Source organism: Paraburkholderia sp. GAS206C, assembly GCF_050435645.1.
GTDB classification, from domain to species: Bacteria; Pseudomonadota; Gammaproteobacteria; order Burkholderiales; family Burkholderiaceae; genus Paraburkholderia; species Paraburkholderia phenazinium_B.
Window position 1 is genome coordinate 561,166 of sequence record NZ_JBNDKR010000001.1, and the last position, 13,784, is coordinate 574,949.

Annotated in this window: 14 protein-coding genes; 4 read left to right on the forward strand and 10 right to left on the reverse strand. The window is 63.4% G+C overall.

The annotated features are described in order from the left end of the window. Nucleotides 1–51: 51 nt before the first annotated feature. Complete coding sequence (locus tag P3T20_RS02625; protein ID WP_429285968.1) at nt 52–2,505, reverse strand: glycogen/starch/alpha-glucan phosphorylase; 2,454 nt, start codon at nt 2,503–2,505, stop codon at nt 52–54. A gap of 335 nt (nt 2,506–2,840) precedes the next feature. Between P3T20_RS02625 and P3T20_RS02630 the strand changes: the two genes are divergently transcribed. Then, nucleotides 2,841–3,068, forward strand: a complete 228-nt coding sequence (locus tag P3T20_RS02630; protein ID WP_074269091.1) for a hypothetical protein — start codon at nt 2,841–2,843, stop codon at nt 3,066–3,068. A gap of 337 nt (nt 3,069–3,405) precedes the next feature. Further along, nucleotides 3,406–4,773, forward strand: coding sequence for an MFS transporter (locus P3T20_RS02635; RefSeq protein WP_429285969.1), 1,368 nt, complete (start codon nt 3,406–3,408; stop codon nt 4,771–4,773). 72 nt (nt 4,774–4,845) lie between these two features. On the opposite strand, the gene ltaE is transcribed toward P3T20_RS02635, so the two are convergent. The 3 genes from ltaE to P3T20_RS02650 form a co-directional block, all read right to left on the reverse strand. After that, nucleotides 4,846–5,853: a low-specificity L-threonine aldolase gene (gene ltaE / locus P3T20_RS02640; RefSeq protein WP_429285970.1), complete on the reverse strand. Its 1,008-nt coding sequence runs from the start codon at nt 5,851–5,853 to the stop codon at nt 4,846–4,848. 233 nt (nt 5,854–6,086) lie between these two features. Then, nucleotides 6,087–6,812 (reverse strand): peptidoglycan DD-metalloendopeptidase family protein, encoded by a 726-nt coding sequence (locus tag P3T20_RS02645; RefSeq protein WP_074269094.1) that lies wholly within the window; start codon nt 6,810–6,812, stop codon nt 6,087–6,089. Between the two features lie 70 nt (nt 6,813–6,882). Next, entirely contained in the window at nt 6,883–7,194 is a 312-nt protein-coding gene (locus P3T20_RS02650) for a cupin domain-containing protein (protein WP_429285971.1), read from the reverse strand. 266 nt (nt 7,195–7,460) lie between these two features. On the opposite strand from P3T20_RS02650, the gene P3T20_RS02655 reads away from it, so the two are divergent. Next, nucleotides 7,461–7,781 (forward strand): hypothetical protein, encoded by a 321-nt coding sequence (locus tag P3T20_RS02655; protein WP_074269095.1) that lies wholly within the window; start codon nt 7,461–7,463, stop codon nt 7,779–7,781. A 139-nt stretch (nt 7,782–7,920) separates the two neighbouring features. Next, a complete protein-coding gene (locus tag P3T20_RS02660; RefSeq protein WP_429285972.1) occupies nt 7,921–8,658 on the forward strand; it encodes a DUF2968 domain-containing protein in 738 nt (245 codons plus the stop codon). Nucleotides 8,659–8,756: 98 nt separating this feature from the next. Here the strand turns inward: P3T20_RS02660 and gndA are convergent, their stop codons facing one another. The 6 genes from gndA to P3T20_RS02690 all read right to left on the reverse strand — a co-directional run bounded on the left by gndA (nt 8,757) and on the right by P3T20_RS02690 (nt 13,759). Further along, nucleotides 8,757–10,166, reverse strand: coding sequence for an NADP-dependent phosphogluconate dehydrogenase (gene gndA, locus P3T20_RS02665; protein ID WP_074269097.1), 1,410 nt, complete (start codon nt 10,164–10,166; stop codon nt 8,757–8,759). Between the two features lie 118 nt (nt 10,167–10,284). Further along, the gene (locus P3T20_RS02670; RefSeq protein WP_429285973.1) at nt 10,285–10,920 is read right to left on the reverse strand and encodes a DUF938 domain-containing protein; all 636 of its coding nucleotides are present in this window, start codon (nt 10,918–10,920) and stop codon (nt 10,285–10,287) included. A 13-nt stretch (nt 10,921–10,933) separates the two neighbouring features. Continuing rightward, nucleotides 10,934–11,539 (reverse strand): pyridoxamine 5'-phosphate oxidase family protein, encoded by a 606-nt coding sequence (locus P3T20_RS02675; RefSeq protein ID WP_074269099.1) that lies wholly within the window; start codon nt 11,537–11,539, stop codon nt 10,934–10,936. 281 nt (nt 11,540–11,820) lie between these two features. Beyond that, the gene (locus P3T20_RS02680; RefSeq protein WP_074269100.1) at nt 11,821–12,678 is read right to left on the reverse strand and encodes an NAD-dependent protein deacetylase; all 858 of its coding nucleotides are present in this window, start codon (nt 12,676–12,678) and stop codon (nt 11,821–11,823) included. After that, nucleotides 12,675–12,908, reverse strand: a complete 234-nt coding sequence (locus P3T20_RS02685) for an oxidoreductase-like domain-containing protein (protein ID WP_254369061.1) — start codon at nt 12,906–12,908, stop codon at nt 12,675–12,677. Before P3T20_RS02685 ends, P3T20_RS02680 begins: the two co-directional genes overlap by 4 nt. A 92-nt stretch (nt 12,909–13,000) precedes the next feature. Beyond that, nucleotides 13,001–13,759: an SDR family oxidoreductase gene (locus P3T20_RS02690; protein WP_074269101.1), complete on the reverse strand. Its 759-nt coding sequence runs from the start codon at nt 13,757–13,759 to the stop codon at nt 13,001–13,003. Nucleotides 13,760–13,784: the final 25 nt, after the last annotated feature.

The following is a 13,784-nucleotide window of genomic DNA, read 5'->3' on the forward strand; positions in this document are numbered from 1 at the left end:
AGTTCAGTTGACGCTGTGCCGCACACATCCTCGCGGCACAGCGCTGACTCATTACGACATATCCAGCGGCTTCACATGCCAGATTTCCCGTGCATACTCGCCGATCGTACGGTCAGACGAGAATTGCCCCATGCCGGCCACGTTCTCGATCGCGCTTTCGGTCCATGCGCGCGGGTTGCGGAAGCGTTCATCCACTTCCTTCTGGGCCTCGGCAAACGCCGCGAAGTCCGCCAGGACCATGTAGTGATCGCCCCAATCCACTAGCGTATGGAAAATGTCCGAGAAGCGCAGCGGATCGTCGGGCGAGAAAAAGCCCGTGCGAATCTGGTCGAGCGCCATGCGCAGTTCGGGGTTTTCCTCATATAGCTGACGCGGTCTGTAACCCGCTGCGCGCAGGTTGTCGACCTCGTCGGCCGTATGACCGAAGATGAAGATATTCTCCCGCCCAACCGCATCGCAAATCTCGATGTTGGCGCCATCCATCGTGCCGATCGTCAGCGCGCCGTTGAGCGCCAGTTTCATGTTGCCGGTACCCGATGCCTCCGTACCCGCCATCGAAATCTGCTCAGACAGATCCGCAGCCGGAATGATCAGTTCCGCGACGCTCACACCATAGTTCGGCACGAACACCACCTTCAGGCGATCGCCGATCAAAGGATCATGGTTGACCTTCTCGCTGACATCGCCGATCAGCTTGATGATGGTCTTCGCCATCCGGTAGGCCGAGGCCGCCTTGCCCGCAAACATCACGACGCGCGGCACCCAGTCAAGCTCAGGATTCGCGCGAATCTGGTTGTAACGCACGATCACATGCAGCACGTTCAGAAGCTGCCGCTTGTATTCATGGATACGCTTCACCTGCAGATCGAACAATGCATTCGGATCGAACGAGATTTTCGTATGGTGCGCCAGGTGATGCGCAAGGCGCAGCTTGTTCTGCCGCTTCGCTTCGCGAAACGCGTCGACAAACGCGCTGTCGTTGCGCAAATCGCGCAGCCTCTCGAGCTCGAACAGATCGCGGCGCCAGTGGGTACCAATCTGCTCGTCGATCAGCGACGACAACGACGGGCTCGCCTGCGCCAGCCAGCGCCGCGGCGTGATGCCGTTGGTCACGTTGGTAAAGCGTTCCGGGTAGATGCGCGCGAAGTCGGCGAAGATATCGCGCGTCATCAGTTGCGAGTGCAGTTTCGAGACGCCATTGACCTTCTGGCTTGCCACAATTGCGAGATAAGCCATCCGCACGCGCCGCTGGCCATATTCGTCCACCAGTGAAATGCGCCGGATCATTTCGGCATCGTGGCCGGACTGTTCGCTCACGTGCTTGAGGAACTGCGCATTGATCTCGAAGATAATTTCGAGATGGCGCGGCAACAGACGCGCCAGCGTCTCGACATCCCACGTCTCCAGCGCTTCGGGCATCAGCGTGTGGTTGGTGTACGAGAACATCTGCTGGATTTGCCCCCACGCCTTGTCCCAAGGCACGTGATGCACGTCGATCAGCAGGCGCATCAGCTCGGGAATCGCCAGCACAGGGTGGGTGTCGTTCAGATGCACCGCGACCTTTTCGGCGAAACGTCCGAAGGTGCTATGCGTGCGCTGATAGCGGCGAATCAGATCCTGCATCGTCGCCGAGACGAAGAAATACTCCTGCCGCAAGCGCAGTTCGCGGCCCGCCGGTGTGGAGTCGTCCGGGTACAGCAGGCGCGAAACGTTCTCCGACATCGTCTTCGCGTCGACGGCGCTGCGGTAATCGCCACGGTTGAACGCTGACAGATCGAGCTCTTCCGACGCCCGCGCGGACCACAAGCGCAGCGTGTTCGTCGCACTCGTTGCGTAGCCAGGGATGACCGTGTCATACGCCATCGCGTTGACATGCTGGGTATCGATCCATTCGACGTAGTCGCCGCGCTGCACCGTGCGGCCGCCGAAGTGAACCAGATACTGGATCTCGGAGCGCGGAAATTCCCACGGGTTACCCGCGCGCAGCCAGTAGTCCGGCGCTTCCACCTGCTCGCCGTTGACGATCTGCTGACGGAACATGCCGTACTCGTAGCGAATGCCATAGCCGAAGCCGGGGATGCCGAGCGTCGCCATCGAATCAAGGAAGCAGGCCGCCAGACGGCCAAGGCCGCCGTTGCCGAGCGCCGCGTCCGGCTCCATCTCGATCAACGCTTCCATGTCGACGCCGAGGCCCGCGAGCGCTTCGCGCATCGGCTCGTAGATGCCGAGCGCAAGCAGCGCATTGGTGAACGTGCGGCCGATCAGGAATTCCATCGACAGGTAATACACGCGCTTCACATCCTGCTCGTACTGCAGGCGCGTGGTCTTCATCCAGCGGGCGACCAGCCGGTCGCGCACCGCAAGCGCAGCGGCGTGCAGCCAGTCATGGGGACGCGCAGTGACGGCGTCCTTACCGACGCCGTACATCATGCGGTTTGAAATTGAGCGCCGTAGCGCATCGACAGTGCTGTTGAGCTGGTCGAACTCCAGATCCACGGCTGTCATTGAGGCCTCCGGTAAGTGCTGCGACACAGCACACGCAAACCGCACAGATGACGGACGGGAGGCGCGTGCCGGTCAGGCGGGTAAATATGCAGAGTAGGACATTTCCGTCATCCCGTCACCGGGACACCGGGCCACCGGTGTTGCACGCAACATGCCTGCTGCGACTGCTGAAGCCGCGCAAGAGCAAGTTAAGCACACATACGGTGCAAGCGCGCCTCAATCGACTGGCCTGCCTGCACTAGTATGGAGGAAGAAGAAGGCAGGTCCACGACGGCATGGCCAGCGCAGGCATGCACTGCGCCCGCTCTCTTCATCCTGCTACAACGGAGGTCGAGATGAACGCACAATCCATGCTCGGAATGTTCCACGCCCAGGAACTGCTGCTGGTCTCGCTGATTCGGGCACTTCCTCCGGAGACGCGGCGCCAGATCGCCGACGAATTCCAGCAGCAGGTTGAACTGGCCGAAGCGCCGCATTTGAGCTCGGGGCATGAGCGCGATACGACTGAGGCATTCAAGGCGCATATTCGTAAGCTGTCGATTTTGTTGGCTTCTTTCGCTTAAGGCTTACGGAAGTCATAAGCGCCGGTGCTTGTGGTCGCTGTGCTGGCTTGACCGTTAGTTGCGTTTCACTGCCAAGGTTCCCATTCCGTAAAAAGCGCCACCCTGCGTATCTGCCAGCAGGATTTTGCCCGCTCTGTAACAATCTGCTCATCCGTAGCGTGTCGGCGCATCGCATCAGTCAAGCGCCCGCGCGCCCCTTTGATCTGCGCGGTTGCATCGGTCCCGGAAGGCGAGCGCTTCATCGCCTCGCGCCTGCCCGCTCGCCACCCGAACAGCCTGTCCCTCGTCCGTGAACACACCGCTTTCCCCCGACTACGCCCCGCCTGGCGACGCGCCGATGTCCGCCAGCAACCGCCGCGCGATGGCGGCGCTCATGTTGGCCGTCGCGCTTGCCACGCTCGATACGGCGATCGCCAATACCGCGCTGCCGGCTATCGCCGCCGACCTGCACGCAGCGCCCGCGGCATCGGTCTGGATCATCAATGCCTATCAGCTCGCGGTAGTCGCGACCCTGCTGCCACTTGCGGCGCTCGGCGACATCATTGGCCATCGGCGGATCTATCTCAGTGGGATCGCCGTGTTCACCGTTGCGTCGCTCGCCTGCTCGCTGTCGGGCACGCTGCCGCTGCTCGCTGCGGCGCGGGTGCTGCAGGGCCTGGGCGCCAGCGCGATCATGAGCGTCAACGCCGCGCTGATTCGCGATCTATACCCGCCCCACCGGCTCGGGCGCGGGCTCGGATTGAACGCGCTAGTGGTCGGCGTGTCGTTCGCGGTGGGGCCGACGGTGGCCTCGCTGATCCTCTCGCTCGGCACTTGGCCGTGGCTGTTCGCCGTCAACATTCCGCTTGGGATCGGCGCGCTGGTGTTCGCGATGCCGGCCCTGCCCCATACCACGCGCGGCACTCACAATTTCGACCGGGTCGCCGCCGTCCTGAACGTGATCACGTTTGCCGCGTTGATCTTCGCTCTTGGCGAAGCCGCGCAGCGTGAGCCGCTGCAATATGTGCTGATTGCTGCGGCGGTTGCCGTCGTGTTCGGTTTGCTGTTGATGAAGCGTGAAGCCGGCCACCCGGCGCCGATGCTGCCCGTCGATCTGTTCAAGCTGCCGGTGTTCGCGCTATCGGCGGTGACCGCGATCTGTTCATTCGCCGCTCAAGGGCTGGCGTTCGTCTCTCTACCGTTCTATTTCGAAGACGTGCTGCATCGCACCCAGGTCGAGACCGGCTTCCTGATGACGCCCTGGCCTGTGGTCGTTGCGCTGGCTGCGCCGTTCGCTGGACGCCTGTCGGATCGTTATCCCCCCGGTCTGCTGGGCGCGATCGGGCTGGCGGTGCTGTCTGCGGGCATGGTCTCGCTTGCGCTTTTGCCGGCGCATCCGCAGGTGCTCGATATCGGCATCCGGATGGCGGTGTGCGGAGCGGGCTTCGGCTTTTTCCAGTCGCCGAACCTGAAGGCATTGATGGCGAGCGCCCCGCCCGAGCGCAGCGGCGGCGCGAGCGGCATCATCGCCACCGCGCGCCTGCTGGGTCAGACGACAGGTGCCGCGCTGGTGGCGCTGAGCTTTGGGATCGCCGGGCGCCATGGGCCGACGCTAGCATTGTCGGCGGGTGCGGTGTTTGCCGGCGCGGCGAGTATCGCCAGTGGCTTGCGGCTGTTCGCTCCATCGCATCGTGCGGCGGGGGGTGCGCAGACGTCGGCGAAGTGACGGTGGCGATAGCCGTGCGGAGTATTGGATAAGCGGTCGCCGTGGAGCAAGCGGCGGTCGCCGTTCGGCCTTTCAATGCGCCGTGAAATATCCCTTCACCGCGGCCAGGAAGGTATCGATATCCGCACGCGACACGTCCATATGCGTGACGAAACGCGACGCGTACAGCATCTGGGTCAGGATGCCGCGCTCCTTCAGCCACGCTTCGAGCGGCGCGCAATGTTGCTTTGGAAACTGCGCGAACACCATGTTGGTGGCCTGCGACTGCACCTTGACCTGATCGATCTGCGCGAGACCCGCGGCCAGATGCGCGGCGTTCGCGTGATCCTCGGCGAGGCGCTCGACGTTGTGATCGAGCGCATACAGGCAGGCCGCCGCCAGAATGCCCGCCTGACGCATGCCGCCGCCGAGCACCTTGCGCCAACGGTGAGCGCTCTCCAGCAACGCCTTGCTGCCGACCAGCACCGACCCCACCGGCGTCCCTAATCCTTTTGAGAAGCAGATCGAAACCGAATCGAACGGTGCGCATAGCGCTATCAGCGGCTGGCCCGATGCGACCGCGGCATTGAAGACGCGCGCGCCGTCGAGATGGGTCGCGAGCTTGTGCTCACGCGCGAGTTGCACCGCTTCGGCCACATAACCCGCCAGCAGCACCTTGCCGCCGATCGTGTTCTCCAGCGCCAGCAACCGCGTGCGCGCGAAGTGATCGTCGATGGGTTTGATGGCGGCCACGATCTTGTCGAGCGGCAGCGAGCCGTCTGCGGCATTTTCGATCGGCTGCGGCTGGATGCTGCCGAGCACCGCTGCGCCGCCGCCTTCGTATTTGTAGGTGTGGGCCGCCTGACCGACGATGTATTCATCGCCACGTCCGCAATGCGCCATCAACGCGGCCAGGTTGCTCTGTGTGCCGCTCGGAAAGAACAGGCCCGCTTCCTTGCCGGCGCGCTCGGCCACAGCGGCTTGCAGACGCAACACGGTCGGGTCGTCGCCCCATACGTCGTCTCCAACTTCGGCGGACATCATGGCCGCCAGCATCGCCTGACTCGGACGGGTGACGGTATCGCTGCGCAAATCGATCATGTGGAATTCCTGTGTGAGGGCGCCATGGCCCGCGCCAATTTCGGCTCGCGCCCGGCCTGGGCGACGACGTGATAATCGACCAGTGTATTCAATTATGGAGGCGCTGAAAACCGGTCGAAAACAGCGCATGGCCCACAGACAAATTGCAAGCGGCGTTTAAGGCGCGATGGCAAGCGGACGAGCCACCCACGCTATGGTTGACGCCCGCTTCCTATGCCACTAACGACCGCGCACTAACCGCCCGTCTTCGGCAACCAGTTCAGCGGATCGACAGGGTGTCCGTCCTGACGCACCTCGAACTGGATCGAGCCGATGCCCCGGCTATCCGCCCCCACCTCGCCGATGGTCTGCCCTTGCGTGACAGCATCACCTTCCTTGACCAGCAACGTGCTGTTCTGGCCATACGCCGTAATCAGCGAGTCGCTGTGCTTGATGATGATCAACGGCCCATACGCTTCGATGCCGGTGCCCGCGTACACGACCCGTCCCGCGGCGGCCGCCTTGACCGGATCGCCGATCCTGCCGCCAATCACGATACCCTTGGTGCTACCCGGCATGAACGGTCTGAGCACGGGTCCACGCAGCGGCCACACCAGTTGCCCCTGCTGCGCCACTGCACCCGAGCCTGGCGCCGGGTTCCCCGGCACCGGCGGCGGCGGCGACACGCGCAGCACCTGACCCACCGTCACGCTGGCGTTGGGCTGAAGGCCGTTCCAGCGCGCCAGATCCTGTGGACGTTGTCCATAAGCGGCAGCAATGCCCGGCAGCGTGTCGCCAGGATTCACGCGATAGTAGCCGGCGGCCACCGCCCCGGTTGGCGCGCCGTTGGTCTGGTACCCCCCCGAAGTATTGTCGTAGGATGTTCCGCCCCACGGCATCGTCGTGCAACCACTGAGCGCGGCCGCGATGGAAACAGCAATCAGAACCTGTGTAGCTGCACGTTGCGACTTTTCTGTCATCTGATAATCCTCGGCACGTGAGTCAATCAATCTTCAAGCGTCGGCGTGACAAACATGAGGCCCGCCAACGTCAAACGCTACCCTCGGACTCGACCACGAGAATGCGCGCCTCGCCCACCGGATGCGCAACGTGTTCGGTCCCGACCGATGCGTAGAAGACATCGCCTGTCTCCAGCATCGCCGAGCGCTCCTCGCCCGCTTCGCGGTAACGCATCTCAACCCGGCCGTCCAGAACGGCGAAGACCTCCTCGCCGTCGTTGACGTGCCATTTGTACGGCTGATCCGTCCAGTGCAACCGCGTGGTGATGCCACGCATGTTGGCGATATCGAGTGCGCCCCATGGGCGCTCAGCCGTAAATGTCTTGCTGCGGATAATCTTCATGATGGATATGCCAACCGGATAGTCCACGCAGACCGTGTGCCACACGGCATGCTGCACTGCACATAAAACGGTCCTCAGGGGAGAATCCGCACGCACCATTATAGGGTGCGCAGCCTGCCGGCCACGCTGCAGAACGTTGTCCAGAGCGGGCGAGAATTCGTGTGAGCATTGAATCCCTCCCCGCCTCGCCTATACTGGGTCTTGCTGACGCAACGCACAGCAGGCGAACCGCTCGCCGCCATGTACAGTCCGTGAGGAGCTCGGGGATGAACAAAGCCACGTTTCTGGCCGTGCAGTTAAACGTCGAAGATGTTGCGACATCCCCGGGTCTGGTCGAGCTGCTCAATACTCACCTTGTGTTCGCAGCGGACGTCGCCGAAGCGGCGGATGCCTTGGTGCAACTGGCCAGCATCGCGCGTCTGTCGAGCGGCGTCGAGGCCAGCGTCGAGCTTCCTGCGGTCGCGCTGGAGCGGCTGCGCGAAGCGCTCGACAACCTGAGCGGCTACGACGAGTCGTGGCTTCTCGCGCTCGAACCCAGCAGCGAGCTGTTCGGCGATCTCGCGCGCCGGCAGCGCACGCTGCACTGAGTCGCACTGCTGCGGGCTGGCGGCTTCTGGCCGCTGCGCCCCTCCGTTTTCGTTCACCGCACGCACCGCCTGGTAGCCCGGCATGCTGCACTGTCGGCGCCGCCTCGCGGTTTCGGGCGAGTCACTTTGAGGAACTGCCGTGAAAAGTCTCCTGAACCGACGCAGTGCACTGCTCGCCACTGGCCCATCCCACCTTGTCCAGGTGGCCCACGACAACACCACCTCGTCAGACGACGAGCCAGCGGCAAACGTCAGCAGTTCGCCCAGTCCGTCCGCTTCGACACCTGCCGAGCCACCGCGGCCTGTCACGACCTTAAGGCCCGTTCCGGTCGTACCTTCCCAGACAAGCGGCCGGCCGGTACAAATGGCCGACAGCGCGGAAATCGAATGGCTAGCCGAGGAAGAAGCCTTAACGCCGTTCCGGGTGTTCCGAAGTTTCGACTACTCGGTGAGCCTGTTGTTCCATGCGCGCGAGCTGGCCTATTACGTGGCGCTGTATCAGAACGGCACACTCTGGCGTGCGCTGAAAGCCGCGGACCTGGATGCCGCCGAGGCCGCTTTCCATCACTTCGAAGAACAGGCCACGCGTCTCTCGGAGGGCGAGACACGTCGTGCGCAACTGGCTGCGCAGAACGAACAGCTCGCACGGATGATCGCGGAATCTGAAGCCCAGGCTGAACGCCTGCGCTGCGATTTGCAGCGCAATAGCGTGCAGGAGCAGGCAGTGTCGGGGCGGATGCATCAGGTGCGCAAGGAGGTCGCGCAACTGGAGGCGCAGCGCGTCGCCGCGCAGGCGCAATTGAACAAGGCACACCGGCAGATTCATCAACTCAATCTGACCAGCAATGAAGGCGTGCCGCATCTGCCGGGCCGTTGATTGGCAAACAGCCCGGGCCGCCCCTTAACAGGGCGCCCGGGCTGTTGGGCGCAGCAGATGTCCAGGTCCGGCGGCGCCGCTGTCCTACATCGTAACGATCAGGACCAATTGGCGTGGAAGCTGCCCGGCTTGTCGACGCGCTCGAAGGTATGCGCGCCGAAGAAGTCGCGTTGAGCCTGCACGAGGTTGGCCGGCAGACGCTCGGAGCGATAGGCATCGAAGTACGCCACCGCCGATGCAAACGTCGGCACCGGCACGCCCGCCTTCACCGCAGCGATCACCACGTCACGCAACGCTCCCTGATAGTTCGAAGCGATGTCGTTGAAGTACGGGTCGAGCAGCAGGTTGGCGATCGCCTTGTCCTTCGAATACGCGTCCGTGATCTTCTGCAGGAAGCGGGCGCGGATGATACAGCCCGCGCGGAAGATCTTCGCGATCGTGCCGAAGTCCAGATCCCATTTGTACTCTTCCGAAGCCGCCCGCAATTGCGCGAAGCCCTGCGCGTACGAGATCACCTTGCTGAAGTAGAGCGCGCGGCGCACCGACTCGATGAAAGCGGCACGATCGCCGTCGAACGCCTTGGGTTCCGGTCCCTTGATGACCTTGCTCGCGGCGACACGCTCGGTCTTCAGCGACGACAGCACGCGCGCAAACACCGACTCGGTGATCAGCGGCAGCGGCACGCCGAGATCCAGCGCGTTCTGGCTCGTCCACTTGCCCGTACCCTTTTGCGCGGCGCGGTCGAGAATCACGTCCACCAGATCCTTGCCCGTCTCGTCGTCCTTCTTGTTGAAGATCTTCGAGGTGATTTCCATCAGGTAGCTGTCGAGCTCGCCCTTGTTCCACTCGGTGTAGACCTCGCCCAATTCCTTGTTCGACAGGCCCACCACCTGCTTCAGCACCGAATAGCTTTCGGCGATCAGTTGCATGTCGCCGTATTCGATGCCGTTGTGCACCATTTTCACGAAGTGGCCTGCGCCGTCCGGGCCCATATACGCCACGCACGGCTCGCCATCCGGCGCCTTGGCAGCGATTTCTGTCAGGATCGGTGCAACCAGGTCGTACGCGTCACGCTGGCCACCCGGCATGATCGACGGACCTTTCAGCGCGCCTTCTTCACCGCCCGAGACGCCCGTGCCGATGAAATGCAGGCCGGCCTTGGCCAGTTCCTGATTGCGGCGGATCGTGTCGGTGAAATGCGTGTTGCCGCCATCGATCAGAATGTCGCCCTTGTCCAGCAGCGGTTTGAGCGAGGCGATCGTGTCGTCGGTGCCTGCGCCCGCCTTGACCATCATCAGAATGCGGCGCGGCTTTTCCAGCGACTCGACGAACTCTTCGAGCGTGTAAGTCGGCACCAGCTTGCGATCGGGATATTCTGCGATCAGTTCATCGGTTTTCTCACGGCTGCGGTTAAAGACGGACACCGCATGACCGCGGCTTTCGATGTTGAGTGCCAGATTGCGGCCCATGACCGCTAGCCCCACTACGCCGATTGCCTGTTTGCCCATTTGAATTCTCCAGATTCCGAATTGTCGAGACGCCGCGCCCAAAATGCCGCCGACGGGGCGTCGAGGATGAAAGCATAAAAGAAATGGCCGATTGCCGCTCGTTAGTGCGCTTCCCGGTTCAGATTCGAGTCGCGCCCTGGCGTTTCGTGAACACCAGACTGAAATTGTTGGCAGGCATCGCAATAGGCTCGCTACAGACGAATCCCTGCGCCTCGCCGAGCGCCACCACGGCCTCCATGTTGCGCACGCCGAACGCGGGATTGCGGTTGCGCAACTGCTGATCGAAAGCTTCGTTGCTGGGCGCGGTGTGCGCCCCGTGACGGCGGTACGGCCCGTATAGATACATTACACCGCCGCTGCCCAGCAAGCGGGCCGCTCCGTCGAATAACGCCTGGGTGGCAGTCCATGGCGAAATATGAATCATGTTGATGCAGATCAACGCCTGTGCTGAATCGATGCCCCACGGGCCATGCTCGACGTCCAATGCGAGCGGCGCCCGGATATTCGTCAGACCGGTATGAGCGGTCCACGCAGCAATCGACGCGCGCGAGCCGGCGTCGGGATCGCTCGGTTGCCAGACGAGGTCGGGCAGCGCCGCCGCGAAGTGCGTCACGTGCTGGCCGCTGCCGCTGGCGATCTCAAGCACGAGGCCGCTCGCCGGCAACACCTGCCGCAGGACGGCGAGGATCGGATCGCGATTGCGTTCGGCGGCGGGGGCGTGCTGACGTGCGTCGGAAGTGGATGGGTTGCTCATGGGGTGCAGGATCTTAGTACAGGGTCGTACGCACTCTTTCGGCCAGTTCGAGATCGTAGGCGAGTGCGTCGAAAGTTTGGCCGTTGATACGCCGGTGAATCGCGCCGGCGCTCGGCAGGCGCGAGCGCTCCACATGGCGCTCCGGATCCCACAGTCTGGAGCGAACGAGCGCCTTCGAACAATGGAAATACACGGCGTCGACGTCGACCAGCAGCACGGTGCGCGGGAGCTTCCCTTCGACTGCGAAGCTTTCGAGCAGCGCCGCGTCATCGGAGATACGCCCGCGGCCGTTGACCCGCAAGGTCTCGCCGACACCCGGCACGACGAACAGCAGCGCGAGGCGCGGCTCGACGATGATGTTACGCAGGCTGTCGATGCGGTTGTTGCCGGGACGATCGGGAATCGCCAGCGTCCGTTCGTCGATGATGCGTACGAAACCGGCCGCGTCGCCGCGCGGCGAGCAGTCGAGCCCCTCCGGCCCGGCGGTGGCCAGCACGACAAACGGCGCGAACTCGATAAATGCGCGGTAGTCCTCGTTGACGTAGGGAATCTCTTTGCGCACCGCGCGCTCGTGCGGCTGGCCGTAGATCGTCTCGAGTTGTTCGATGGTCGTCAGCATGGGCGTTCCTGTGTCGAACAGAGTCAGGCTTTGGCTGTCGGCCAGAGTTCGCGCTTTAGCGCGCTACTCTGGCCCATGCGAAGCTCTTCCTCTGGTTTCGTGCAAAGCGGGTTCGTCGCGGACGTTCGCACAGCGAGACACCTGCGGCGCGGCAAACGGCTTTCCATTATCGACGATCCGGGGGCGATTCGGGCATGCTTTGGGACTGATCGAGGTCCAATCGAGGCGCAATCTGGGCCATATCCGGGCTCCATCCGGATAAAGGACCGCCGGTAGGCGCCTCAGTCGAGCGCGAGACGCGCAGCCAGCGCGGTCAGGGTCTCCGCGCACGGCGCTGCGACTTTCAGCGCCAGCAACGGATCGGCGCGCGTGCGGCCCAGATTGATCGCGGCAATCGGCTTGCCCATCTTTTGCGCCCAGACACAGAAGCGGTAACCCGAATAGACCATCAGCGAAGAACCCACCACCAGCATCGCGTCCGCCGCTTCGAGTGCGCGTGTGGCGTCGTCGACGGTCGCGCGCGGCACGTTCTCGCCGAAGAACACCACCGAAGGCTTCAGTTGGCCCCCGCAATTCGGACATGCCGGAATGCGGAAGCCACCGAGGTCGTGCCATTCGAGGTGAGCGTCGCCGTCGGCGGCGGGTTCGGCGACCACATCGAGCAGCGCCGGGTTGTCGGCTTCGAGCGTCTGCTGGATCGCCGAGCGCGCATGCCGCGTGCCGCAATCGAGACACGTCACCGCGCCGATGCTGCCGTGCAGTTCGATCACGTCACTGCTGCCCGCACGCTGATGCAGCCCGTCGACGTTCTGCGTCACGAGCGTCGGCACGTGTCCGGCGGCTTCTAGCCTTGCAAGCGCACGATGCGCGTCGTTCGGCTTGGCCTGCGCCACCACCGGCCAGCCGATCATGCTGCGGGCCCAGTAACGCTGCCGCGACGCCAGCGAGCCGAGAAATTCCTGCAAGGTGATCGGCGGCGAGCGCTTCCATTCGCCGTTTTCGTCGCGATAGCCGGGAATCCCGGAATCGGTACTGATGCCCGCGCCCGACAGCACGAACAGACGCGGATGACGCTGCACGAAGTCATGCAGATCGTCGAGCGCGGGCGTTTCGATGAGGGCGGGCTGGAGATCGGTCATGAGCGGCTTTTCGGCTGGCAAGGTTTGAGCGGCTGCCGAGCCTGCCATTCGGCAAGCGCCGCCTGATACCGGTCAAAGGCGTCGTCGTACAGATCGAAGACACAGGGGCTGCAGCCGCTATGACAGCAATCGTCGAGGTCGGGACGCACAGGCGGGACCGGGGGCGGATCGTCGAGCGGGTCGTTCTGCGGCCTGTCGCGCAGTTTGTCCTTCGGCGAAGCTTGAGGCACGGCTGAATCCGGGTGACATGGGATCAAACAGTATAAGTTGATCCGGTGCGTGGCGTGCTGCGAGCCGCGCGTCAGTCATGCTCCACGCTCCCTCACCCGCGCCCGACGAACGGCATCTTGCTCGCCATGATCGTCATGAACTGCACGTTCGCCGACAACGGCAGGTTCGCCATATGCAATACGGCATCGGCAACCAGTTCGACATCCATCAGCGGCTCGATCACGATCTCGCCGTTGGCCTGCGGCACGCCTGTCGCCATCCGCGCGGCCATCTCCGTGGCGGCATTGCCGATGTCGATCTGCCCACAGCAGATGTCGTACTTGCGGCCGTCGAGCGAAACGGATTTCGTCAGACCGGTGATGGCGTGCTTGGTCGACGTATAGGCGATGCTGTTCGGACGCGGAGCATGCGCCGAGATCGAACCGTTGTTGATAATGCGTCCGCCACGCGGGCTCTGCGCTTTCATCATGCCGAAAGCCGCGCGCGTACAAAAAAACACGCCGTTCAGATTGATGTCGACCACCGCGCGCCAGTCTTCGACGCTGAGCTCGTCAATCTCAACCGGTGGTCCACCGCGTCCCGCGTTGTTGAACAGCACGTCGAGGCGTCCATAGCGCTCGCGGATGGCGTCGAACAGCGCGGCGACACTCGTGGGGTCGCTCACGTCGCACGGGACAGCGAGCGCATCCTCGCCGCGTTGCCGCGCCTCGTCGGCTAGCGCATCGAGTGGCGCCTGCCGGCGTCCTGCCAGCACCACGCTGTAACCGTTCTGAAGAAGCCTGCGTGCCGTCGCGAGGCCAATGCCGCTGCCCGCGCCCGTGACCAGCGCGATCTTGTTTGTAGCCGTCACCCCCCGTCTCCCTGGAAATAAGCTG

What these genes read in the sequence shown, in the direction of transcription:
- gndA (WP_074269097.1), bottom strand. Translation starts at nt 10,166, where the DNA reads ATGGGCAAACAGGCAATCGGCGTAGTGGGGCTAGCGGTCATGGGCCGC.
- P3T20_RS02655 (WP_074269095.1), top strand. Translation starts at nt 7,461, where the DNA reads ATGAACAAAGCCACGTTTCTGGCCGTGCAGTTAAACGTCGAAGATGTT.
- P3T20_RS02680 (WP_074269100.1), bottom strand. Translation starts at nt 12,678, where the DNA reads ATGACCGATCTCCAGCCCGCCCTCATCGAAACGCCCGCGCTCGACGAT.
- P3T20_RS02670 (WP_429285973.1), bottom strand. Translation starts at nt 10,920, where the DNA reads ATGAGCAACCCATCCACTTCCGACGCACGTCAGCACGCCCCCGCCGCC.
- P3T20_RS02635 (WP_429285969.1), top strand. Translation starts at nt 3,406, where the DNA reads ATGTCCGCCAGCAACCGCCGCGCGATGGCGGCGCTCATGTTGGCCGTC.
- P3T20_RS02675 (WP_074269099.1), bottom strand. Translation starts at nt 11,539, where the DNA reads ATGCTGACGACCATCGAACAACTCGAGACGATCTACGGCCAGCCGCAC.
- ltaE (WP_429285970.1), bottom strand. Translation starts at nt 5,853, where the DNA reads ATGATCGATTTGCGCAGCGATACCGTCACCCGTCCGAGTCAGGCGATG.
- P3T20_RS02650 (WP_429285971.1), bottom strand. Translation starts at nt 7,194, where the DNA reads ATGAAGATTATCCGCAGCAAGACATTTACGGCTGAGCGCCCATGGGGC.
- P3T20_RS02645 (WP_074269094.1), bottom strand. Translation starts at nt 6,812, where the DNA reads ATGACAGAAAAGTCGCAACGTGCAGCTACACAGGTTCTGATTGCTGTT.
- P3T20_RS02630 (WP_074269091.1), top strand. Translation starts at nt 2,841, where the DNA reads ATGAACGCACAATCCATGCTCGGAATGTTCCACGCCCAGGAACTGCTG.
- P3T20_RS02625 (WP_429285968.1), bottom strand. Translation starts at nt 2,505, where the DNA reads ATGACAGCCGTGGATCTGGAGTTCGACCAGCTCAACAGCACTGTCGAT.